At 70.3% G+C, this 19,615-nt stretch carries 22 protein-coding genes and 2 pseudogenes; 8 read left to right on the top strand and 16 right to left on the bottom strand.

Going from position 1 to position 19,615, the window contains the following annotated elements:
* Positions 1–125 precede the first annotated feature (125 nt).
* Positions 126–356, bottom strand: coding sequence for a tyrosine-type recombinase/integrase (locus ACFFHU_RS25420; RefSeq protein WP_377342769.1), 231 nt, complete (start codon positions 354–356; stop codon positions 126–128).
* A gap of 233 nt (positions 357–589) precedes the next feature.
* Positions 590–886, bottom strand: a complete 297-nt coding sequence (locus ACFFHU_RS25425) for a hypothetical protein (protein WP_377342770.1) — start codon at positions 884–886, stop codon at positions 590–592.
* 1,038 nt (positions 887–1,924) lie between these two features.
* Between ACFFHU_RS25425 and ACFFHU_RS25430 the strand changes: the two genes are divergently transcribed.
* Positions 1,925–2,260 (top strand): hypothetical protein, encoded by a 336-nt coding sequence (locus ACFFHU_RS25430; RefSeq protein ID WP_377342771.1) that lies wholly within the window; start codon positions 1,925–1,927, stop codon positions 2,258–2,260.
* 45 nt (positions 2,261–2,305) lie between these two features.
* On the opposite strand, the gene ACFFHU_RS25435 is transcribed toward ACFFHU_RS25430, so the two are convergent.
* A complete protein-coding gene (locus tag ACFFHU_RS25435) occupies positions 2,306–3,043 on the bottom strand; it encodes a hypothetical protein (protein WP_377342772.1) in 738 nt (245 codons plus the stop codon).
* A gap of 268 nt (positions 3,044–3,311) precedes the next feature.
* On the opposite strand from ACFFHU_RS25435, the gene ACFFHU_RS25440 reads away from it, so the two are divergent.
* The gene (locus ACFFHU_RS25440; RefSeq protein ID WP_377342773.1) at positions 3,312–3,524 is read left to right on the top strand and encodes a winged helix DNA-binding protein; all 213 of its coding nucleotides are present in this window, start codon (positions 3,312–3,314) and stop codon (positions 3,522–3,524) included.
* On the opposite strand, the gene ACFFHU_RS25445 is transcribed toward ACFFHU_RS25440, so the two are convergent.
* From ACFFHU_RS25445 to ACFFHU_RS25470, 6 genes are all read right to left on the bottom strand, one after another.
* Positions 3,517–4,146 carry an ISAs1 family transposase gene (locus tag ACFFHU_RS25445; protein WP_377342774.1) on the bottom strand — a complete coding sequence of 210 codons (630 nt, stop codon included), beginning with the start codon at positions 4,144–4,146 and terminating at the stop codon, positions 3,517–3,519. The two genes, ACFFHU_RS25440 and ACFFHU_RS25445, sit on opposite strands and share 8 nt — an antisense overlap.
* Positions 4,139–4,687, bottom strand: coding sequence for a transposase family protein (locus ACFFHU_RS25450; protein WP_377342775.1), 549 nt, complete (start codon positions 4,685–4,687; stop codon positions 4,139–4,141). The genes ACFFHU_RS25445 and ACFFHU_RS25450 overlap by 8 nt, the downstream gene beginning before the upstream one ends.
* Before the next feature lie 170 nt (positions 4,688–4,857).
* Complete coding sequence (locus tag ACFFHU_RS25455; protein WP_377343483.1) at positions 4,858–5,394, bottom strand: cytidine deaminase; 537 nt, start codon at positions 5,392–5,394, stop codon at positions 4,858–4,860.
* A 226-nt stretch (positions 5,395–5,620) separates the two neighbouring features.
* Positions 5,621–7,240 (bottom strand): alpha/beta hydrolase, encoded by a 1,620-nt coding sequence (locus ACFFHU_RS25460; protein ID WP_377342776.1) that lies wholly within the window; start codon positions 7,238–7,240, stop codon positions 5,621–5,623.
* A gap of 177 nt (positions 7,241–7,417) precedes the next feature.
* Positions 7,418–7,714 (bottom strand): response regulator transcription factor, encoded by a 297-nt coding sequence (locus ACFFHU_RS25465; RefSeq protein WP_377342777.1) that lies wholly within the window; start codon positions 7,712–7,714, stop codon positions 7,418–7,420.
* A 311-nt stretch (positions 7,715–8,025) separates the two neighbouring features.
* Positions 8,026–9,015 (bottom strand): HNH endonuclease, encoded by a 990-nt coding sequence (locus ACFFHU_RS25470; protein WP_377342778.1) that lies wholly within the window; start codon positions 9,013–9,015, stop codon positions 8,026–8,028.
* Positions 9,016–9,230: 215 nt separating this feature from the next.
* On the opposite strand from ACFFHU_RS25470, the pseudogene ACFFHU_RS25475 reads away from it, so the two are divergent.
* Positions 9,231–9,389, top strand: a pseudogene (locus ACFFHU_RS25475) (IS3-like element ISMyma3 family transposase); the annotation flags it as partial.
* Positions 9,390–9,521: 132 nt separating this feature from the next.
* Here ACFFHU_RS25475 and ACFFHU_RS25480 read toward each other — a convergent pair.
* Positions 9,522–10,088, bottom strand: a pseudogene (locus ACFFHU_RS25480) (4a-hydroxytetrahydrobiopterin dehydratase); the annotation flags it as partial.
* Positions 10,089–10,524: 436 nt separating this feature from the next.
* Here ACFFHU_RS25480 and ACFFHU_RS25485 point away from each other — a divergent pair.
* On the top strand, positions 10,525–11,145 hold the full coding sequence (locus ACFFHU_RS25485) for a hypothetical protein (protein WP_377342779.1): 621 nt from the start codon (positions 10,525–10,527) through the stop codon (positions 11,143–11,145).
* Positions 11,146–11,191: 46 nt separating this feature from the next.
* Here ACFFHU_RS25485 and ACFFHU_RS25490 read toward each other — a convergent pair whose 3' ends face one another.
* Positions 11,192–11,551 (bottom strand): winged helix-turn-helix transcriptional regulator, encoded by a 360-nt coding sequence (locus tag ACFFHU_RS25490; protein WP_377342780.1) that lies wholly within the window; start codon positions 11,549–11,551, stop codon positions 11,192–11,194.
* A gap of 83 nt (positions 11,552–11,634) precedes the next feature.
* Here ACFFHU_RS25490 and ACFFHU_RS25495 point away from each other — a divergent pair, with 83 nt between their 5' ends.
* Together ACFFHU_RS25495 and cspE are read left to right on the top strand one after the other, a co-directional pair.
* Positions 11,635–12,297 (top strand): NADPH-dependent F420 reductase, encoded by a 663-nt coding sequence (locus tag ACFFHU_RS25495; protein ID WP_377342781.1) that lies wholly within the window; start codon positions 11,635–11,637, stop codon positions 12,295–12,297.
* A 409-nt stretch (positions 12,298–12,706) separates the two neighbouring features.
* Positions 12,707–12,910 (top strand): transcription antiterminator/RNA stability regulator CspE, encoded by a 204-nt coding sequence (gene cspE, locus ACFFHU_RS25500; protein ID WP_377342782.1) that lies wholly within the window; start codon positions 12,707–12,709, stop codon positions 12,908–12,910.
* 269 nt (positions 12,911–13,179) lie between these two features.
* On the opposite strand, the gene ACFFHU_RS25505 is transcribed toward cspE, so the two are convergent.
* Genes ACFFHU_RS25505 through ACFFHU_RS25515 form a run of 3 tightly spaced genes read right to left on the bottom strand, consistent with a single transcriptional unit; the run spans position 13,180 to position 15,937 of the window.
* On the bottom strand, positions 13,180–14,577 hold the full coding sequence (locus ACFFHU_RS25505) for a sensor histidine kinase (RefSeq protein ID WP_377342783.1): 1,398 nt from the start codon (positions 14,575–14,577) through the stop codon (positions 13,180–13,182).
* Positions 14,574–15,245 (bottom strand): response regulator transcription factor, encoded by a 672-nt coding sequence (locus tag ACFFHU_RS25510; protein WP_377342784.1) that lies wholly within the window; start codon positions 15,243–15,245, stop codon positions 14,574–14,576. The genes ACFFHU_RS25505 and ACFFHU_RS25510 overlap by 4 nt, the downstream gene beginning before the upstream one ends.
* Before the next feature lie 14 nt (positions 15,246–15,259).
* Complete coding sequence (locus ACFFHU_RS25515; protein ID WP_377342785.1) at positions 15,260–15,937, bottom strand: hypothetical protein; 678 nt, start codon at positions 15,935–15,937, stop codon at positions 15,260–15,262.
* Between the two features lie 273 nt (positions 15,938–16,210).
* On the opposite strand from ACFFHU_RS25515, the gene ACFFHU_RS25520 reads away from it, so the two are divergent.
* Both ACFFHU_RS25520 and ACFFHU_RS25525 read left to right on the top strand, forming a co-directional pair.
* Positions 16,211–16,846 carry a GNAT family N-acetyltransferase gene (locus ACFFHU_RS25520; RefSeq protein WP_377342786.1) on the top strand — a complete coding sequence of 212 codons (636 nt, stop codon included), beginning with the start codon at positions 16,211–16,213 and terminating at the stop codon, positions 16,844–16,846.
* 210 nt (positions 16,847–17,056) lie between these two features.
* A complete protein-coding gene (locus tag ACFFHU_RS25525; protein ID WP_377342787.1) occupies positions 17,057–17,965 on the top strand; it encodes a ZIP family metal transporter in 909 nt (302 codons plus the stop codon).
* A 112-nt stretch (positions 17,966–18,077) separates the two neighbouring features.
* Here the strand turns inward: ACFFHU_RS25525 and ACFFHU_RS25530 are convergent, their stop codons facing one another.
* Both ACFFHU_RS25530 and ACFFHU_RS25535 read right to left on the bottom strand, forming a co-directional pair.
* A complete protein-coding gene (locus ACFFHU_RS25530; RefSeq protein ID WP_377342788.1) occupies positions 18,078–18,647 on the bottom strand; it encodes a hypothetical protein in 570 nt (189 codons plus the stop codon).
* A 13-nt stretch (positions 18,648–18,660) separates the two neighbouring features.
* The gene (locus ACFFHU_RS25535) at positions 18,661–19,599 is read right to left on the bottom strand and encodes an Rv1363c family protein (protein WP_377342789.1); all 939 of its coding nucleotides are present in this window, start codon (positions 19,597–19,599) and stop codon (positions 18,661–18,663) included.
* Positions 19,600–19,615: the final 16 nt, after the last annotated feature.

Raw genomic sequence — 19,615 nt, forward strand, 5'->3', positions numbered from 1 at the left:
CCGAAGCGCAGCACTGTAGGCAGGGAGGTTGCTCCAACCGATGGACAGCGCAGGCCCGACGGGGTCGTCGCCTCCTGGCCGCAGGCCTACGATCGTCCAGGCGGTGGAGGTGCATCGGCTGGCGGTTACCGGCGGCGAGGCGGCCATCGCCCGGCAGCCGCGTCCAGGTCGTCACCGAACAACCCGGCGTACACGTCCAGCGTCATCGACTCCGAGGCATGCCCGAGCATCCGTCGCACCGCCTTGACATTGGCACCCGCCGCCACGGCCAGACTCGCCGCAGCGCGCCGCAGGTCGTGCGGAGCCAGCCCCGCCAACCCAACCGACGCCGCAGCCGGCGCCAAGATCCGAGGCAATTGGTGTTAGGCATCGGCCCGCCGTTCGGCACGGTGAACACCAGATCCTCACGCCGCTTCCCGGCGACATGCGCGGCCAACTCGTCGACGAGGAACCGGGGAATCGGCACCGGCGCTGGTGATTCTTCGGAAGGCGCTCCACCTTGGCGCCGCCTTGGGGCAGACCCGCTCCACGATGTGCGGGTCGACGGCGAACGGGATGTCTTCGGGAAGCGACGGTAGGAGGTGAGCGTCTACTTCCACGCGCTGTAGCTCCACATCCAAGCCAGGGCCTCGACGGCCCTCGAATCAAGCTCAGGATGCCGTACGGCCATCCCCCGCTCTACCGTCTCCGTCGCGTTGCTGAGATCCGGGTCCCTGGTCGCGAGGGGAAACGCCTCGTACATCTCCTCTACCAACCCCTCGATGTGGCGCAGCAGTTCCTCCCCGGCGCCCAGCGCTCGCACGGCGGCCGGATCACCCCACGGGAACGGGCTGCGGCCTCGGCTGGTGTACATCACAACGGCGTCGCTCTTCACGGAATCGATCACGGCTACCCTCATCCACGCCCGGTGGTGATCTGAGTCCCGCTTCGATCCTGCGGCACGTGAGTCATGATGCGCCACCGTCGTGACCAGGCATCCCTGCGACAACGTCAAGCTCCGTGCCGCCCGACCCCGCATTCCACATTCAATCCGCAAGAGGGCCGACCGACAGCACGGGAGTGATGCGAGATGACGAGAGGTGTTTCCGCTGCTGGACCGCCATGTGCCGAGGTCTGCGGAACAGGCAGTCTGATCTCATGAATCTCCGGTCCTACGTCCGCACCACGAGCGGCGGATAGGTAGGACGGACAGCACTTCCCGTACCACCAGGGGACGGACGCGTCACGCTCGAAAGGTCGCCGCGCTGCACGGCGGCGGCCACGACACGTTCGGCGCGCCGGCGCCGCATCCGAAGCGCGGAGGACGTCACGCCCTGTTCGGCGGCCAGTTGTTCGATCAGTACGTCGCCGAGGCGGGTAAGCGCTGATCAGTTCGGCGGCGTCGGTGCTGGTCAGACCAATACCGGCGGCCCAGCCGAGGAGCAGGGCGGGATGCCCGTAGGGCATCTTCGGCGACCGCGAACCGGTGGTCAGATGCGGTGGGAGTCCCTCGCCGTCGTGGGCGTTGACGACGACGGAGCCGGTGCGCCACGCGGCCCAGCACAGTCGCAGCCAGAGCCGGGGTGGGGCGAGGTCCGCCGTACGCAGAGCCTGAAGGAATTCGGCGAGGACCTCGGAGTCGACATCCTCCGCGTGCCGGGAGTTGCCGCGGCTGATCTTCGCGGCGAGGTGCGTGAGGGCGGGTAGCGCGACGCCGATAGCGCCGACAACCCAGGCGGGCTCCCATTCCCGGGCGTGGTGGGCGAGCTGCTGCCAGAGCACGTCGGTGGTGTCGCTGTCGTACCGCGGCGCCGCTTCCCCACCAACCGATGCGCGGATGCCGCTCCGGAACTGCCGGGCGGTGCGACTCGGGATGCGTCACCATCACCACCGTCCATGGGACTGATCCCAGCGCAGCGCCTCCGCCGACGAATGGGAGCCTTGCATGTGGCAGACGCTGACTCTTAGCCTGCTCGTCGGCATTGTGGGCGGCAACGGCGTGCCACACTTCATCCGCGGCATCACCCGGCGCTGCTACCCCTGCGTCTTTGGCAACGGTCCGATTCCGAACCTGATCGCCGGCTGGGCGGGACTGGTCTTCGCCGGGATCGGGACGCACTGGGTGAACGCCGCACGGTATCCCTGGGTGGCGTTCACCGCCGGCGCGCTGGGCGTCCTGCTCATCGGCCTCTTCCACGCGGGTCCGGGTGCCTTCGGTAGCCGCGACGATCGGCAAATCGAGCAGACGGCGGTCGGGAATGGCCCCGTCGAGCAGATCTGAAGCGTCTTTGGCCGCGACTGACGTAACCAGAGGCGTGCGGGGCCGTCAGATGGACTGTCGGAGTGTCCTCTCCAGCCCGGCCTGCAAGTCAAGCCGCGCCGCCGGCCCCACCGCGAGCCGGAACCGCAGCCACCCATCAACGTCGGAGATCTCCAACTCGCCGGCAGCATCCTCGGTGAACCGCAGGGCCAGTTCGTCGTCCGACAACGCCCACCCGCGCAGGCCAGCCTCCACCACCCGGTGGGCGGGCTCGAAACACACGGTGTCGGGCTCATCCTCACCCGGGTCGTGTTGGATGACGATCCCGCGCCCGGTGCCATCCGCGTGCTCGGCCACCCAGACCGAGAAGACACCGTCGACCGGCCCGCAACCAGCCAGCCGGAGCGTGTCCGGCGGGCCGCCCGCGCACCACGGACAGTCGACCGGCTCCGGCTCCGGCGGTAGAGGTACCGCCCAGATCGCGTCGTCGAGCACGAACCTGCCCTGCCAAGCGCCCTCAGCGTCCATCCACCCCTGCACCACCCGCCGGCGTGGTCCACGGTGCACCTGGTAGACCAGCCCGTCGACATCCACGTCACCGCAGTACGTCGCACTGCCGTGCCCGGAACGCGTGGCCAGCGGCGTGACGGTGTGGCCGGCACGGCCCGCGAGGAAGGACCAGTGCCCGACCGCCTCGCGGCGGCCCGGCTCGCCCTCGGTCGGCGCGCCCGACCGCGCGCCGAACAGCAGCGTAGACGGATCCGGCAGACGACTCAGCTCCATCAGTTCCTCGTAAGTCGGCACACCCGGATGGTAGAGCGCCGATCCCGATGGCCCCGCACCCGAGCACAGGTCGGCTCGGCAGCGGGCTGCTCGCGTCGACCCATCCTTCTGCCGCGAGGCGCTCGTCGCCGAAGGTGACGTCGGTGCAGGTCACCGTCGTTCCGGATCTGCCGACGCGCCCGCACTCCGCTCAGCGGCTACGGCTATCTCGGTCGGTCGACCCGCTGAGACAGACAACCCCGAGAAACACCTATCAGCGAGATCATGGCACCAGAGCGGCATCACGAAGGTGCTCAAGGACCTTGCCAAGCGTCGCCTGGTGGAACGCAGCCCGGACACCATGGACGGGCGTTCCGCCTGGGTCCACCTGACCCCCGCGGGTGCCGACCTGGCTGAAGACGCGGTCCGCGCCGCCAGCGTGGCGCTGCGAGAACTGTTCCGGCGCCTATCGTCGGAAGCGGCCGAGGCAGCGACCCAGGGTCCCGGCAAAGTCGTTAGGTGATGCCGAGGAGGGTCAGTGTCCGGCTGCTGTCGCGGGCGTGGTGCCGGTTGGCGGCGGCGATGTTGGTGACTCCGGCGAGGCGTAGGGCGCCGATGGCGGCGTTGCGTAGGGCGGCCATGACCTGTGGTCCGGTGCCGGTTCGGATCTGGCTGCGGTCTTCGTCGTAGGTGACGTCGCGGACCCAGTGGAGCTTGTTCTCGATGGACCAGTGGCCGCGGATCCACGCGGCCAGTTGATCCGGTTTCGCCTGGTGGACTTGCAGATCGGTGATGGCATAGACGGTCTCGGTGGTGAAGCGTTTCGGGTCATCGAGGCGTCGTCTTCGGCGGCGGACCTGGATGGCCTGGGCGGCGTGCGGGAAGTCGATGCCGGTGGAGATCGTCAGGATCTTGCACGTGCGAATCTCGCGGCGGCCGTGCCCGCGATCGTCGTGGCGGGTGGCGTCGGGAACGGCCCGCCAGAGCAGGCTGGCGAGTTGGGTGTGCAGGTGGGGTTGGTTGGCTTTGACGGTCAGGATCCAGTGCGCGCCGCGTTCGGCGCGGTAGGCAACGTGGTCGCGCTGGCAGTGCAGCGCGTCGGCGGTGATCACCGTGTCGCGCAGGTCGCCGATCTGGTCAAGCAACGGCTGGAAGCGGGGTGATCTCGTTGGTCTTGCCGTCGACGTCGGTGCTGGCCAGGACCACACCTGTGCCCTGATCACAGGCGGCCATCACGTGATCGGCGGCGGCGACGGCGGTGCGGGATTCCCGTAGCGTCTTGCCGTCGACCGCGATCGCCCGCCGGACGCCTGAGGCGCTGGTCGTGGCCCGGCCGACGAGCCAGCCGCTGATCGCCGTGGTCAGCACATCCGGGTCCAGGGCCTGCAGCAACCGGCGGATCATCGCCTCCGACGGGCGCCGGTCAGCGGCGATACCCAGCGCCTCGGCCGTTTCGTCCGGGGCGTCGGCCACCCACTCCGCGATCGCGGAGTACGAGCGGTAGCCGGCCACCACGGCACACACCACCGCGGTCACCACCACGCACAACCGATGCCGCACGCCGCGCCGAGCCCGTGGATCAGCCACCCCGGCCAGTGCTGTGGTCAGCCCGCCAGCGGTTTCGGACACGGTCAGAGCCGGTGCAACGGATAAAGACGAGATCAGCGATGACGGCAGAGCGGGCATGACTCACTTCGGATCGATCACCGTGGCGTAGGAACCTTGATGATCTTCTGAGCCGGTCATGCCCGTCTTGCTGCCACCAACGCCGGCGCTTCTACTCCAGAAGCCTCAAGTCGGACAGCGTCACGACGTTACCGGGGCCCTGGCCCGGGAGTGCCCCGGGGACGACTTGTTCAGGGCTCGATGTGCAGGCTGGCTGGGGGCCACTCGCCTCCGGCGAACACCTTTGCCCAGTAGTAGGGGTGCACGTCGGCGAGGGTACGCGCGCTCCAACCGGCCGGGCTGTCCGAGTCGGGGACGGCCACCTCGACGTCTGGGCCCCACAGCGCGAGCCGTTCCTGGCATGTACCGCAGGGTGCCATCACGTACGGCTCGCCGCCGGATTCGCGGTACAAGAAGATCGACGCGGTGATCCGACGGTTGAGGGTGTATGCCTGGCAGATCGCTCCCGTCTCGCCGCAGAGCGTCACCCCTCCGTTGACGTTGTCGAGACCGACGCTGGTGAGGATCATGCCGTCGTCCAAATACACGGCCCCGGCACCGCCGGGCGTCCCGACCGGCCAGCGGCGTTCGAGCTGATCAAGCGCGGCCTCGTACAACAGTGGGTCCAGGCGCAGAAGGAGGACGGTGCCAGCCGCGGTGCCGGCTCGCAACACGTTTCCCAGCGCGACTACCCCGCGACAGCACCGGCCGCTGGCCCTACCCGGCATCACCTGACGACTTTGCCGGGGCCCTGCGGGCGGACCGGCCAGTCCGTGGACGACCCGGTCCGTGAAGGGAGCCGAGTGGCGCGCCTCGTCTCACCTCCCCTCGCGTCGGCCAGGTGAGGGGCACCTCGACCTTCAGATCGGCTTCATCTGCACCGTGGGCCCTCGCTCGGCAAGGACGGGCGAGGGCCCACGCACGGGCAGCGCCGACGGCCGACGCGCTGAGTCGTCAGCGCGGCCCCTGCGGGCCGGCCGCTGGCGGCCGGGTGGTGCCCGGGGGTACGGCGCTGCACACGGTGCCGCCGGCGGGCAGTGCTCCGTCGATCAGCACGGCGTCCACGGCCGTGTCGACGCACGGGCCGCTACTGCGGTACGACGTGTGTCCGACGCCCTCGCGGGTGAGCAGGACGGCACCCTTGAGCCGCTTAGCCGTGGCCTGCGCCCAGTAATACGGGGTGACGGGGTCCACCCGGCCGCCGACCACCAGGATCGGCGGGGCGCCGGCGCCGGTGAGTTCCCGCGTGAACCGGTCCTTGTTCTCGACGGGCCACAGCGCGCAGTTGAGCGCGCTGTAGGCGGCCCGGCTGCCGAGCCGTTCGCCGCGTTCGGCGATCTTCTTCGCGGCGGCCTGATGCTGGGACAGGGCCCCCAGCTTCGGCCAGTCGGCGCACCGGACGGCGTTGTGCGCCTCCTGAAGGGTCGCGAACGGGCCGCCGAACGGCGCGACAGTGACCTTCGAGGCGACGAAGAACAGACCTGCGCCGTTGCCCTGTTGTGCCGCGAGCAGAGCCGCGGTGAGCACGGGCCAGAGTGCTCGGTTGCCCGCGGCGGCCCGTACCGCCTCCAGGGCCACCGCTCCGTCGAGGGTGCCGCCCGGCGAGAGGTCCTTTATCGGGGGGACCTTCAGCGGTGTGGCCTCTAGCTTGGTGACCAGGGCGTCGAGCGCGGCCTCGGGGTCACCGTTGCCGAAGGGGCACACCTGCACGCTCTCGGTACGGCAGGTGTGGAACCAGGCGTTGAGCGTCTCCTCGTTGGCGCGGGAGACCTCGTCCAGGAGCCTCAGCGGGTCGTTCTGCCATAGGTCGGTGTCCATCGGTGCGTCGATCACCATCTGGCGTACGCGGTCAGGAAACAGCGTGGCGTACATGGGACCCACCACCGTGCCGTAGGAGGCGCCGTAGAAGGTGATCTTGTCCTCGCCGAGCGCGGCGCGCACCTGGTCCAAGTCTCGGGCCACGTTGTCGGTGGACAGGCTTGCCAGGAACTCGGGGCTCTGATGGTCCAGGCAGCCCTTCGTGAAGGTGCGGGCGTCGGCGAGCAACTGGTCGAACGGCTTTCCACCCGGGATGCGCGGGTCCCGGTTCTCGGCCGCCTGCTCGGCCCGCTGCTCGTCGGTGAGGCAACGTACGGCGCCGGATTTCCCGACCCCGCGCGGGTCCATGCCGACGACGTCGAACCGGGCGACGACAGCAGGGGAGTAGGGGTTGGCGGCGTTGATGGACGCGACCGTCTCGGTGGCCAGCACGCCCGGGCCGCCCGGGTTGATGAGCAGGCTGCCGATCCGCCTGCCCGGGTCGGTGGCGCGGTGCCGGGTCACGGCGAGCGGGATCTGCGTGCCGTCGGGGTTCGAGTACTCCAGTGGCACCATGATGGTCGCGCAGTCGAGACCCTGCCCGCATTCCTTCCAGTCCATCGGCTTCGGGGTTGGCGCGGGTCGGTCCGGCGTGGGTGATACCTCCGTGTCGATTCCCGCGGTGCACCCGGTCAGGGCCAGCGCGGTGGCGGCCAGCGCCGTCGCGACCCGTAGGGGCACCGAGGGCACGGGAGTCCGTCGGAGTGAAATCGTCATGACCTCGACGCTAGGCAGGCCAACCGGCTCCGGAATCCGGCCAAGGCATCCGATCGCCTAACCAAAGAAGGAGCGGGCCCTGTCCCCGGTAGCCTGTCGGCGGGGGTAGGACCGGCCGAAAGTCTACCTGGCGGGACGAGTCCCGGCGGGTCACCGGGCAGGAGCAGCGTGGTGCGATCACTGCGAGGGGACGGGCCCCGCCCCACGCAGGAGCAGTGCCACCTGCACGCGGTTGTTGAGGTCCAGCTTGGTGAGGATCGCCGACAGGTGGCTCTTGACGGCCGCCAGGCTGAGATGGTGCCTCGCGGCGATCTGTGCGTTCGTCCGTCCAACGCCGATCTCGGTTGCGACGGTCCGCTCCCGGGCCGCGAGAACGTCGAGACGACGTCGGTCGACGCCCGGGCATCGACCTGACCGACCCGGCCGACAAGCTGCCGACCCTGTGGTTCCAGTAGTCCGGCGACGAGGAGCCACGCCAGCGCTGGCACCACGACCTGTGGATCGATCCGGCCGAGGTGCGACCCCGTATTGACGCCGCTATCGCGGCGGGGGGTCGTCGCCGGCCCTCAGGGACGGGGTAATCCGGCGGATGAAAGACGCCGTCGACCACGAGTTTGAACTCCCACGTCATCGATCGATACAAGCGCGGCAGCTTGCCCGTTTGTGACGCCGGCGTCTGGGCGGGGGCCTGCGGGCGGCGACCTTCTCCGGTTCGCAGATGACCCGTTTAGGGCCCCTCATGGCGCGCCCTCGCAGCGGGTTAGGGGTAAGGAACGTACCCCTCGTTACCCATCGAACCTGACGGACGTCCCGCGGTACACGTGGGTTTGGTGCCAGTCGAGGTAGGCGCGCTGGGGTGGCAGAGCGTCGGCGGGCAGGAGGAGACGTTCGGCCAGGGGCGGTCGGCCGAACGCTGCCTGTAGGGCTGGGTCGGCGTCGGCCCTACGGTGCAGGTCGGTGTGGATGTGGATGCGCAGGCCGCCGTTGACGGTGAGTAGACCGGTGTCGAACGCAACGTCGTGCGTGGGGCAGGCAGTGAGGCCGTTGGCGACATCGAGGCGTTCATGCGCGTTGCTTTTCCGCCACGGCTTGATGTGAGATGCGACGAGCATCCGCGGGGCCCGTCGGTCATCGACGGTAACGGCAAGGCCGCAGAACACGCAGCGGTGATCGTGATTGCGTAGTACGTCGCGGGCGAAGCGGTGCTGCCCGACGCGCGCTGCGGCGATCAGGAGCAGCTCGGTCAACCGGTCGGTGATGTCAGGGTGCTCCGTCTGGACGGCGTCGGCAATGTCGGTGGTACTCAGCTCCTCCTGGCCGAGGAGGATCAGCGGCGCGTCGTCGTGTTCCAGGTATAGGAAGTCGGGCAGGTCGTCCTCCGTGACACCGACGTCACGGGCCGCCCGCACGATGATTCGATACACGTTCGCCAGCTCGTCCTGACCGCCAAGCAGACGGGCGGCGACCTCCACCTCGTGTCGGGCACCGTTGCGGCGGCTACCGTCGAGATTGGCCATCTTCGCCAGGATGCTGCTGTTCGGACGCTTGAACAGCCGCGCCAGGCTGGGGACCGGCTCCTCGGCACGGTGCGCCGTTGACCCGCCGTAGCGGCGGTGGTTGACCAGCAGGCTCGCGGCCAAGCACAACAGCGTCTCCACCGGGGTAAAGGCGACCTGCCGGCCGCCCTCGACAGCCCGCGAACGCACGACGACGGAGCGCCATTGCGTACGAGCCGCCGACGGGGTGATCGCGAGATAGTCCGCCGCCGTAGGCATTCACCCTCCCACGCGAGCGAGTCAACAGACTCAGCGTAGATCATCAGCGGATCGGCGTGCCGCGCATTCTTGGCGCGACCGCGTGCCATGCTTCCATGTCGCGATCCGGTCAGCACCGGTGGCGCCGGGTCAGACACCCCCAAGCCAAGCGCAATGCGCACCTTTGAACCGCCCCGGATCTTGTAGAGATTTGCCCGCTTGAGAAGGATGGAGAGATGGCAGGAACGAAGCCGTATCCGCAGGAGCTGCGGGAGCGGGCGGTGCGGATGGTCGCGGAGGTGCGGCCGAACTACGAGTCGGACTGGGTGGTGATCACGGCGGTGCCAGCCCGGCTCGGGATCGGCACGGCCGGGACGTTGCGTAAGTGGGTCCGGACGTAGCTCTTGAGGTTGGTGATCGACGAGCCGTGGATCGTGTCGAGTAGTCGTCGCGGCTCTGCCAGGTGCACAGGCAGATCTGCCGTCCGGGTCGGCCAGGACCCAGTACGCCGGGGCCCGCTCGTCGCTGACCAGGCGTCCACCCGCCGCGATCGCGGCATCAATACGGGGTCGCACCTTGGCCGGATCGATCCACAGGTCGTGGTGCCAGCGCTGGCGCGGTTCCTCGTGGCCGGACTGCTGGAACCACAGGGTCGGCAGCTTGTCGGCCGGGTCGGTCAGGTCGATGCCCGGGTCGGAGTTATCGGCCTGGACCAGCCCGAACACTGCCTCCCAGAACGGCATCACCCGGCTGCGGTCCGGCGTGTCCAGGGCGATGTCGAGTCGGGACACCGGGCCGCTGGACGGGCGCAGGCCGGCGTCCGCGGCCAGGGCGCTGATGGCGCGGGCCAGCTGCACGTCGCGGGCGGTCACGCCCCGCTTATCCTGGCTGTTCAGCCGGACGTCCACGTGGCTGTAGCGCAGGTTGACGTTGGGGTGGTGGCCGACCTGATCGGCGGCGGCACCCATGGCGGCAACGAGCGCCAGCCCGGTCGCGAAGTCCGGCGTGGCGATCCGTGTCTCCAGGCTGTCATAGAAGCAGGCCCAGCCGATGAGGCCCTCGCTGGCGATCTGCTCTCCGGTCAGACTGGTCATGTGCCCATGCTGGACGATACGGGGCAGCGCGACGAGTACAGGTGTCCGGCCGGTCGGGGTAACTTCAGTCCCGGCCTGCTGGCAACCCTTCGCCGGGATCGGCCGGGCCGGCCGTACCCTCGCGTGCGCCGGAGGCAGCGACGGGGGCGGACGTTTGCTCAACAGCTCGGCTTTGCTGAAGCTTGCAGCCACGGAGCGTCACGGAGGCCACCTACTGTGCCGTCCGCGAAGACATCGCCGGCGTGCTTCAGAAGGTTCACCGCCTCAAGGCGCTGCCCGCGTCGCCCAGTTGCCGCCGCGCTACAAGCCAATGTCCGTGCTAGCCGGGCGCTGCTGACCGAGGAGGACGACCCTGAACACCCGTCGCTGGAACGGTGCTGTTCGCCGGTTCCTGGTACCGGCACTGCCCGGCCAGTGGGCGGTCGCCGGCGGCGCGTTGATCCGGGGCGAAGTCGGTTGGACCGTCCAGCAGATCGTGCTCCGGCCGTCCCGACACGCCCCGGCGGTGCGGCTCGACGCGGTGGTCCAGTTCCTGGCCACCCCGCGGGTCAACGGCTACACCTGCGCGGTGCCGCTAACTGGCGCGTGGGACGAGCCGGCCTCCGTGGACGACTACGAACCCGTGATGGCTGCGATGACCCGGGCGATCCTGGTGCAGGGCGCGCCCTTCCTCGACCGGTACGGCAGCCTCGACGGCTACCTCGACCACCTGCGCGATCAGGCGGCGCCGGACCCCGCGCTCGGTGTCGACTGGCTGGATATGAACACCGCCGAGGAGCTGACCTACCTGCACCTGGTCCGTGGCGACCTGGCGGCGGCGGCCGACGCGGCGCAGGAGGCGGAGCGCTCCGCCGACGAGGACCGGCGGCACCCCATCCCGAGCCTGTGGGTCCAGCGGGGGCTGGATCGGGTACGCCAGGTGATGGCGATCGCCCGAAGGAACCCCGACGAGGCACGGTCACTGCTGGCCAGGAACGCTGCCTCCGCCGCGGCCGCGCTGGCACTACCCGAGCCGACGCCCGGGGCCGGCTTCCCGTCGAAGGGTGACGGCCGATAGGGCGGCCGCCTCGATCTCCAGGCAGGGACTGTAGAGGCAGAATCGCCTACGCCAGTTCAGCCTGATGGGCGGCGGCCCACTGGGCGAGGCTCGCGAGGGGACCGGTCGCCAGCGACTCACCCAGCGAGGACAACCGGTAGACGGCGCCGGGGGGCGGGCACGGCGGCCGATCCGTGTCCGAGATCTTCATGACCAGTCCTCGTGACCGCAGTCGCCGCAACGACTCGGTCAGCACCTTGTCGCTGATGCCGCCGATGCGATCGAGCAGGTCCTTGCGCCTCAGCGGCCCCGGGCGCAGCGCCGACAGCACGACGGGATCCCACGAGTGGCTGAGCAACTCCGCCGCCGCCCGCACATGGCAGTCGGCCACGAACGTCTGGCAATCCCCGTCGAGCATGGGATCCATACTCCCGTCGTTGTCCTACCAGTCGGTAGGAACGTCCTTCGTAGCGTGGCGTGCAGTACCCATTTGACGCGAAGGAGATTGCTGTGCGGGTGGGAATCCTCGGCACCGGCGCCCTGGCCCGAAGTCTGGGCCGGGTGTGGTCGGGCGCCGGTCACTCGGTGCGGATAACCGGCCGTGACCCGAAACATGCCGCGGCGGCGGCCGAGCAGATCGGTCTCGGCGCCGGCGTGGTCGATCCGGCGAGGTTCGCATCGCAGGTCGACGTGGTGGTGGTCGCCGTTGCCTGGGACGGGCTGCGGGAGGCGTTGGCCCTGGTTGGCGCGGACCAGGGGACGCTGGCCGGAAAAACGGTCATCGACTGCACCAACGCGGTCGACTACGCGACCGGCGAGTTGAAGCCCGGGTCCGCCTCGGCGGCGGAGTTGGTGGCCGGTACGGCGGTCGGCGCCCACGCCGTCAAGGCGCTGCACCTGTTCGCGGGAACGTCGTGGCCGTATGCCGGGCCGCAGGACCGGGCGCCCGTGGTGGTGATCTGCGGCGACGCGCCGGACGCCGTCGAGCAGGCCTCGGCGCTGATCCGGGATCTCGGCGGCCGGCCGGCGCTGATCGCCGGCCTGGCCGGCGCCGGGCAGGCAGAGGAGGCAGCCGGATTCGTCATGCGGGTCGTCGCGGCCGGCCACAACCCCCGGTTCGCCGTACCCGACGTGGACCCGGCCCCGTCGGGGACCGCGGCCACCGGCGGCTGAATCGCCGGGCGAGGGCGGGGCGGTGTCTGGTGCCGGGCCGCCCTCGGCCGGACGTCCTGGAACGTGGTAAGCCTGTCGAGCAGGTCGGCGCGGTCGGGGCCGGTTGCGGTGTTGAGGGCCTCGAGGATGGTGAGAGGCTACGCATCTCGTCGAGGAGAGCGGCGTCACCGAGGGTGAGCGCATCCACGATTTCCGGCGCGCCGGGTCGCCGGGCGCGGTGTGGATCGATCATGTGCTACGGTGGCCGAGTTGCAGTTTTGATTTCCGTAGACGTTTTCCGGCGCCTGATGGGGCATCTGAAACCCATCCAGGCGCCTTTCGTTTTCGTGTCGTTTCGACGCGGGTGATCAACGCGGCGGCGTAAGGGTCCGCACAGTGCGGCCTCCGACTGGCCTGCGAAGGAGCAGACATGACTACAGGCACCGTGAAGTGGTTCAACGCCGACAAGGGCTTCGGCTTCATCACCCCGGACGACGGCGGCGCCGACGTCTTCGCCCACTTCTCCGCGATCTCGACGAGCGGCTTCCGCAGCCTCGACGAGAACCAGAAGGTGGAGTTCGACATCACCCAGGGCCAGAAGGGCCCGCAGGCGGAGAACATCCGCCCGCTCTGATTCAGATTCCCCGAAACGGCGGCCCGACTGGTTCAGCGGGCCGCCGTTCGGCGTCTCGTCCCCTCACCCCGGCACGTCCCCATGCCTGTCCTTCCTATCCCACGGTTCGCGGTGCCTCAGGTATGCGCACATCTGCCGCAGACGTCGCGTGTCACTTCCCATAGAGGAACCCAGGGCAGCATGGCGGACATCGGCCCGTCCCTCACCAATCCGGCGGACGGCCGGACGGTGTGGACCACGGGTTCCGAGCCGCTGCGGCCCGATCACGGTCAGGAGCCGCTGGTGGCGAACCGCCCCAATGGCAGGACCAGGCGCATTTCGGTGCCGGTGGGTGTGGGGGAGGCCAGGACTCGGCCGGCGTGGGTGTCGGCTATCTGGCGCACTATCGACAGGCCCAGGCCGGAGCCGGGTTTCGAGCGGGCGGCCGGGGAACGATAGAAGCGGTCGAAGATGTGTGGAAGGTCGTCGGGGGGAATGCCGGGGCCCTCGTCGGCGACGCTCACTGCTGCCTCTTGGTCGTCGGCGGTGACGGTGACCGTGACGACGCCGTCGGGTGGGCTCCACTTCACCGCGTTGTCCACCAGGTTGCCGATTGCTCGCTCGATCGCGTCGGGGTCGGCGTGTACGAAGCACTCGTCGAGATGGGTCTCGAAGCGGGCGCGTGGGGCGCCCCTGGCGGCCCGAGCGAGCACGGCGTCGGCCAGCAGGTCCAGGCGTACGTCCTCGCGGTGGGTCTCGGTCTGGCCGTAGCGGGCCAGGTCTACCAGGTCGTTGATCAGGGCGCGAAGTTCGCCGCTCTGCTCCCGGGCCGAGCCCAGCAGCGCCGGGGCCTGCGGGTCGGCCAGGCCGCCCTCCTCGGCGAGTAGTTCGAGGTTGGTGGTCAGGCTGGTCAGCGGGGTGCGCAGCTCGTGCGAGGCGTCGGCGACCAGCCGGCGTTGGGTCTGCACGGCGTCGTCGAGGGTGGCCATCATCGCGGCGAAGGACCGGGCTAGCCGGGCGATCTCGTCCCGGCCGTCCATGTCCACGCGCCCCCGCAGATCGAGCGCCAGGTCCTGGGTCGCGGTCACGTGCTCGACGGTCTCGGTCAGCGCCCGCACCGGCCGCAGCGCCCGTCCGGCCAGCAGCCGCGCGCCGAGGGCCACGGCGAGCGTGCCGCCGAGCATCAACGCGGCCAGGACGAGACCCAGCCGTTCGAGTGGCACGATGGCGGCCGACTCGGGGCGGGCGACCCGGACCAGCCCGTCGGGCTGCAGCCAGGACGCGGTGTACATCCGGTACGGTCGGCCCTGGTACGTCACGGAGGAGAAGTACGGGCTCCGCCCGCCGTGGGCGAGCTCCATATCGTCATTCGTCAGCGGGCCGAACCCGCCCGATGGACCGGGCCCGGTCGGCGGGGCCGCCTGCTTCGCCTCGTCGAACGAGACGAACTGGAGCACCGTGTCACCGACGACCAGCACCCCGTCGGGTGAGGGCATGCCCGTTTCGATGGCCCGCAGCTTGAGCTTCTTGGCGAATTCCGGCGCGTTGGACGCGGCCGACACCAGCGAGCTGTCCAGTTGGTTGTGCAGTTCACGGTCGGCGGCCAGGTAGACCACGAGCGCCGCCGCGAACAGAGCGACGAACACGGCCAGGCCGCAGACCAGAGAGACCCGCGCGCGGAGGGTCACGGCTCCTCCCGCAGCACGTATCCGAGGCCGCGTACGGTCTGGATGAGCCGCGCCTCGCCGTCCGCCTCCAGTTTGGACCGCAGATAGCTGATGTAGACCCACAGCGCGTTGGAGCCGGGACCGAAGTCGTAGCCCCAGACCGCCTCGAAGATCGCGCTGCGGCTGAGCACCCGGCGCGGGTTGCGCAGGAACAGTTCGAGCAGCGCGTACTCGGTTCGGGTCAGCGACAGCACGCGCTCGCCGCGCCGGGCCCTGCACGCGGCCAGGTCGAGTTCCAGGTCGGCGAAGGTGAGCGTGTCGCGGGCCTGACCGCCGCGCCGGAGCAGGGCGCGCAGCCGGGCCCGCAGCTCATCCAGGGCGAACGGCTTGACGAGGTAGTCGTCGGCCCCGGCGTCGAGCCCGGCGACCCGGTCGGCGACCAGGTCGCGGGCCGTCAGCATGAGGATCGGCGTCTCGTCGCCGCGTTCGCGCAGGATGCGGCAGACCTCCAAGCCGTTCGGCTCGGGCATCAGGACGTCAAGCACGATCGCTTGAATGCCCCCGCCCGCCGCATGCTCGAGCGCGGCGCCCCCGTCGGCCGCCTCGGCCACGCCGTAGCCGTCGCGGTGCAGCGCGTGCATCAGCGCGCGCCGCACCGCTTCATCGTCGTCGACTATCAGAACGCGCACGACTTATTGTGGTGTCACGCCTTACCCGACGGTGCGGGCGCCGACGGCTTGCTCGGCGGGGTCTTTCCAGGCGGGGTCACGCCGGGCCGACCCACGATCTCCGTGAGGATCTTGAGTGCCTGAGCGTTGCCGATGTGCAGGTCCTTGGCGAACACCGCGACCACCCGCGGGTCGGTCGGGTCGGCGCCGAGCCTGCCGCTGGCAATCTTCACGTCGCGCAGCGCGTTGTCCAGCGTCGCGAGGCTCACGTGCAGGCTCGCGGCGATCTTGCGCAGGAGAGCGTCCTGGTCGCCGCCCTTCTCCGGCTTGCCGGACTTGCCCGGTCCGGGCTGACCGACGATCTCCTTGATCACCGCCCGAGCCTTGGCGTCGCTGATGCCGAGATCCTTGGCGAACACGGCGACCACCCGCGGATCGGTTGGCTCGACACCCAGCCGAAGGCTGGTCATCTTCATGTCGCGCAGCGCGTTCTCCAGCCTCGCCAGGCTCACGTGCAGGCTCGCCGCGATCTTGCGCAGTCGCGCCTCCTGGTCGCCCTTGTCCGGCCCGGGCTTCGCGTTCGCCGCAACGGCCACCGAGCCCTTCCCGGCCGGCCGGGACCCGGTGGCGGCGGAGGCCGCGGACCCAGCGGTCACGGAGACCACCGCGACGGTCGCCACCGCGGCGGTCGCCAACATCCTTCTGGTACGCATGGGACTCCCTCGTGTTGGGTTGTGGCGGGTTCGTCCCCGCCATCCCAAGCTCAACAAGGCAGCCTTCATGCTTCCGTCGGCGAACCTTAGGAACACCTCAGTATCGGCACGGCCAGTGCCGCGGATCGCTGGAACGGGGGTCCGGCCGATCCGTTGACGTGATCTCGGGCTCATCGCGTGCCAGGGTGTGGCGGGCCGCTCACGGACAAGTGATCTACTCGATGGGTGAGCAACCTGCGAGATCTCATCGTCCGCTGGCAGCGCGGCTGGGGCGTGGCGCGCGCGTTGCCCGTCGCCGAGGATGTGGGCGGCGCGTTGCGGGTCCGGTGCATGCAGCCCGGCCGCGACATCGAGTACGTCGCGCTCGATGCCGACGAGGATCTCGCCTCGCTTACCACGCTGGCTGAGCTGGTCGCTGGCGAGGACGCCGTCACCTGGTTGACCGTGCCCACCACCGACCCGGCGAGGGCCGCTTCGGCACTGGTGGCCGCCGGCCTGATCGTGCTCAAGGACTCGGAACTGCTGATGGCGGCCGATCTTCGCGGGCTTCCGCAGAGCGTGCCGGTGGCGCCGTACCGGCTCCTGACCCAGGTCGACTCGCATGGCGGCGACAGCGTGGTCACCGCCACGGTCCGGCACGAGTCCGGAGCGATCGGTGCGCGCGGGACGATGGGACTGGCCGGGACGGATGCGGTGGCAGACCGGATCGAAACCGTGCCGGCTCACCGCCGCAAGGGCCTGGCCAGCGCGGTCATGGGCGCACTCACCCGGTCCGCGATCGACGAGGGCGTCGAACACGGCATTCTCGTCGCCAGCGAGGACGGTCAACGCCTGTACACGACGCTGGGCTGGCGGCCGGTGGCCGATGTGCTGATCGCAACGACCCCTGGCAATGCGTACCCGTCCTGAACGACGCAGATATCTGCGGTTCGTGGCGTGGATCATTGCCCAGCGGGTTCCGACACCGCGGCGGGCGGCCGCCTTTGATCCGGCGGTCGGCCCGCGTCGCGCTGATGACCAGGGCGGATGCCGGCCGACGTGCCCGGGGGGCGAATTTGTTCGACCGGAGAAGTTAGGCTAACCTAACTCGAGTTGTGTTCCCGTCGCCGGAGTGAGTCCGTGTCCACATCTCAGATCGCCCTGCTCGGTGCCATCGCCGGCTTCACCATCTTCCTCGGCCTCCCGATCGGGCGGCTGCCCAGCCCGGCGCCGCGGATGCGGGCGCTGCTGAACGCCACCGCGGTCGGCATCCTGCTGTTCCTGCTGTGGGACGTCCTCACCCACGCGTGGGAGCCCCTCGACGAGGCCGTCGGCAAGCGAGGCCACGGTGCCGCAGCCGTCGATGGGGTGGTCCTGGCGGGTGGTCTCGCCGTGGGCCTGCTCGGGCTGGTGTACTTCGACCGGTGGATGGCGGCCCGCCGGACCCGGATGGCCGAGTCGACGGCCGCGGTGCTGAGCCCGCCGGTGGCGGTCAGCGTCGGGGCGGCCGACGCCACCCCACCCGCCACCGGGAGCGCGGCCGGTGGCGCGCCGACGCCGGCCCGTGACGCTGACCGGGCGGCCTGGCGGAGCGGGGCCGGGCACCTCGCGATGCTGATCGCGGTCGGCATCGGATTGCACAACTTCGCCGAAGGGCTGGCCATCGGCAGCTCGGCTGCCCAGGGCGAGATCGCCCTGGCCGTCCTGCTGATCATCGGGTTCGGGTTGCACAACGCCACCGAGGGCTTCGGCATCGTGGCGCCGATGGCCGCAACCGGCGCGCGGCCGTCCTGGGGCTACCTGGGTCTGCTCGGCCTGATCGGTGGAGGGCCCACCTTCCTGGGCACGCTGATCGGGCAGCGGTTCGCCAACGACCTGGTCAGCATCGCCTTCCTGGCGCTGGCCGCCGGGTCGATCCTGTACGTGGTCATCGAACTGCTCGCGGTTGGCCGCCGTACGGCGCCCAAACACATCTTCACCTGGGGCCTGCTCGCCGGGCTGCTGCTCGGCTTTGCCACCGACGCGATCGTCACCGCCGCTGGCGCCTGACCGCCGGACCGCCCAGACGCAGGTCCCGGGATCATCGGGCGACAACTGGCCGCCGGTGGCCAGGGGCTCGCAACCGTTGGGCCGCCACGACCGCGCGACCGAATTCCCGCGCTCAGATCGCGGTGGCTTGGGCGACCTTCCAGTCGCCGTTCACGGGCACCATGGTGAGCACCACCCGGTTCTGGTCGACCTTCTCGCCGGCCGTGCTGACGTTGCGGCGATACTGGTTGAGGTACACCAGCAGCTCCACCCGGTCCGGGCGCGCGGTCACGACACCGGTCGAGGAGACCTCGGCGAGCACCACCGCCTGCTGCTTGGTGGCCGTGTCCTTCAGTGCGGCGGTGGTTGTGGCGTACTCGTCGGCGAAGGCGCCGGTGGCGAAGGTCCGGCCGTTGGCGACGCTGCTGTCGAACGAGCGGTAGTCGTACGAGAAGATCGCCTTGGCGGCGGCCGGGGCGGTGGCCAGCGACTGGCGGACGGCCCGGTCCCGTTCCTGCGCGCGGTGGGTGCCGTACCAGGCGACGCCAGCGGCCAGCGCGGCCAGCACGACGGCGACGATCAACGCCGGGACCGCCCGCCTGACGATCAGCGGCGGGACCGCGCGGGCAGCCGCCGGCGCCGTCGCAGGTCTCTGCCGGCCGGCACGGCGCGACCACGGGATCAGCCTGTCGAGAATGCGCATCTGTTCCTCCCTGTCAGCCGACGAACTGGAGCCGGGACACCAGCCACGTGCCGGACGCACGGTCGCGGGCCAGCTCGACCTGGATCCGGTAGTGCGACAGCCGCCCGTCGGGGGCCTTGGCGTTCTTCACCGTCGCGTCGACAGCGACAAGAACGGTGGCCGACCGCCGGTCCCCGGAGACCAGGCCGGCGCGCAGCACCGTGCCGCGCGAGTCGACCTTGTTCTCCACCACCGCCGCCCGGACCTTCTCCTGGCCCCGGGTGAACTCGTCCTTGAACTCGCCGGTCGCGCCGGCCGAGATGCGTTGCAGGTCCCGGTCCACACTGGCCGCGCTGACCGACACGAAGTTGACCGTCTCCTGCTTCGCGGCGGCGAGCGCGGCCTGGTGTGCCGCGTCCACCGCGCGGGCGACGTACCACCGGTGGCCGAGCACGACGGCCACGGCGGCCACGGCGACGAGGACGAGCGCGAGCAGGCCGATCACCACCCGGCGGTGTCCCGCCGGCGGCTGGACGGCACGGCCGGCCGCCGGCGCGGTCGGGTCGGCCGCGGGCGCGCCGGTGTGCTCGGCCGGTTCGGCGGCAGCCCCTGCCGACCCGGTGGTGTCGCCGGCCGACCCGGCGGCGTCCGACACCACGTCGTCCCTCGATGCGGCGGTCGGCGCGGTGGCGTCGTCGGTCGGGGCCAAGGCGGGGACGCGGGCGACCGGAGCGGGGCCGGCGGGCCCGTCCGACGGTTCGTCGGTCACCGGTTCCTCGTCGAGCCGGGCCAGCAGCGCGGCAACCTGCCCCACCGCGGCGTCGGTCGGCGTCGCGTCCTCCGGTACGGGGACGGCCCGCAGCGGGGTGACCGGCTCCGCCGGCCGCCGGGGGAGACTGCGCAGCCGCACCTCCCGGGCGGGCTGGGTCAGTCCCTTGACCAGCTTCAACGGGTGTTCCTCTGGGGCCGGCACGCGCTCCTCCTTCGGG

Origin of the sequence: Plantactinospora siamensis (genome assembly GCF_042434095.1) — a bacterium.
Taxonomy (GTDB): Bacteria; Actinomycetota; Actinomycetes; order Mycobacteriales; family Micromonosporaceae; genus KBS50.

Excerpts from the sequence above, each read along its gene's own strand:
- ACFFHU_RS25430 (WP_377342771.1), top strand. The coding sequence starts at position 1,925 with ATGTGGCAGACGCTGACTCTTAGCCTGCTCGTCGGCATTGTGGGCGGC.
- ACFFHU_RS25450 (WP_377342775.1), bottom strand. The coding sequence starts at position 4,687 with ATGCCCGCTCTGCCGTCATCGCTGATCTCGTCTTTATCCGTTGCACCG.
- ACFFHU_RS25455 (WP_377343483.1), bottom strand. The coding sequence starts at position 5,394 with ATGCCGGGTAGGGCCAGCGGCCGGTGCTGTCGCGGGGTAGTCGCGCTG.
- ACFFHU_RS25460 (WP_377342776.1), bottom strand. The coding sequence starts at position 7,240 with ATGACGATTTCACTCCGACGGACTCCCGTGCCCTCGGTGCCCCTACGG.
- ACFFHU_RS25470 (WP_377342778.1), bottom strand. The coding sequence starts at position 9,015 with ATGCCTACGGCGGCGGACTATCTCGCGATCACCCCGTCGGCGGCTCGT.
- ACFFHU_RS25490 (WP_377342780.1), bottom strand. The coding sequence starts at position 11,551 with ATGGATCCCATGCTCGACGGGGATTGCCAGACGTTCGTGGCCGACTGC.
- cspE (WP_377342782.1), top strand. The coding sequence starts at position 12,707 with ATGACTACAGGCACCGTGAAGTGGTTCAACGCCGACAAGGGCTTCGGC.
- ACFFHU_RS25515 (WP_377342785.1), bottom strand. The coding sequence starts at position 15,937 with ATGCGTACCAGAAGGATGTTGGCGACCGCCGCGGTGGCGACCGTCGCG.
- ACFFHU_RS25530 (WP_377342788.1), bottom strand. The coding sequence starts at position 18,647 with ATGCGCATTCTCGACAGGCTGATCCCGTGGTCGCGCCGTGCCGGCCGG.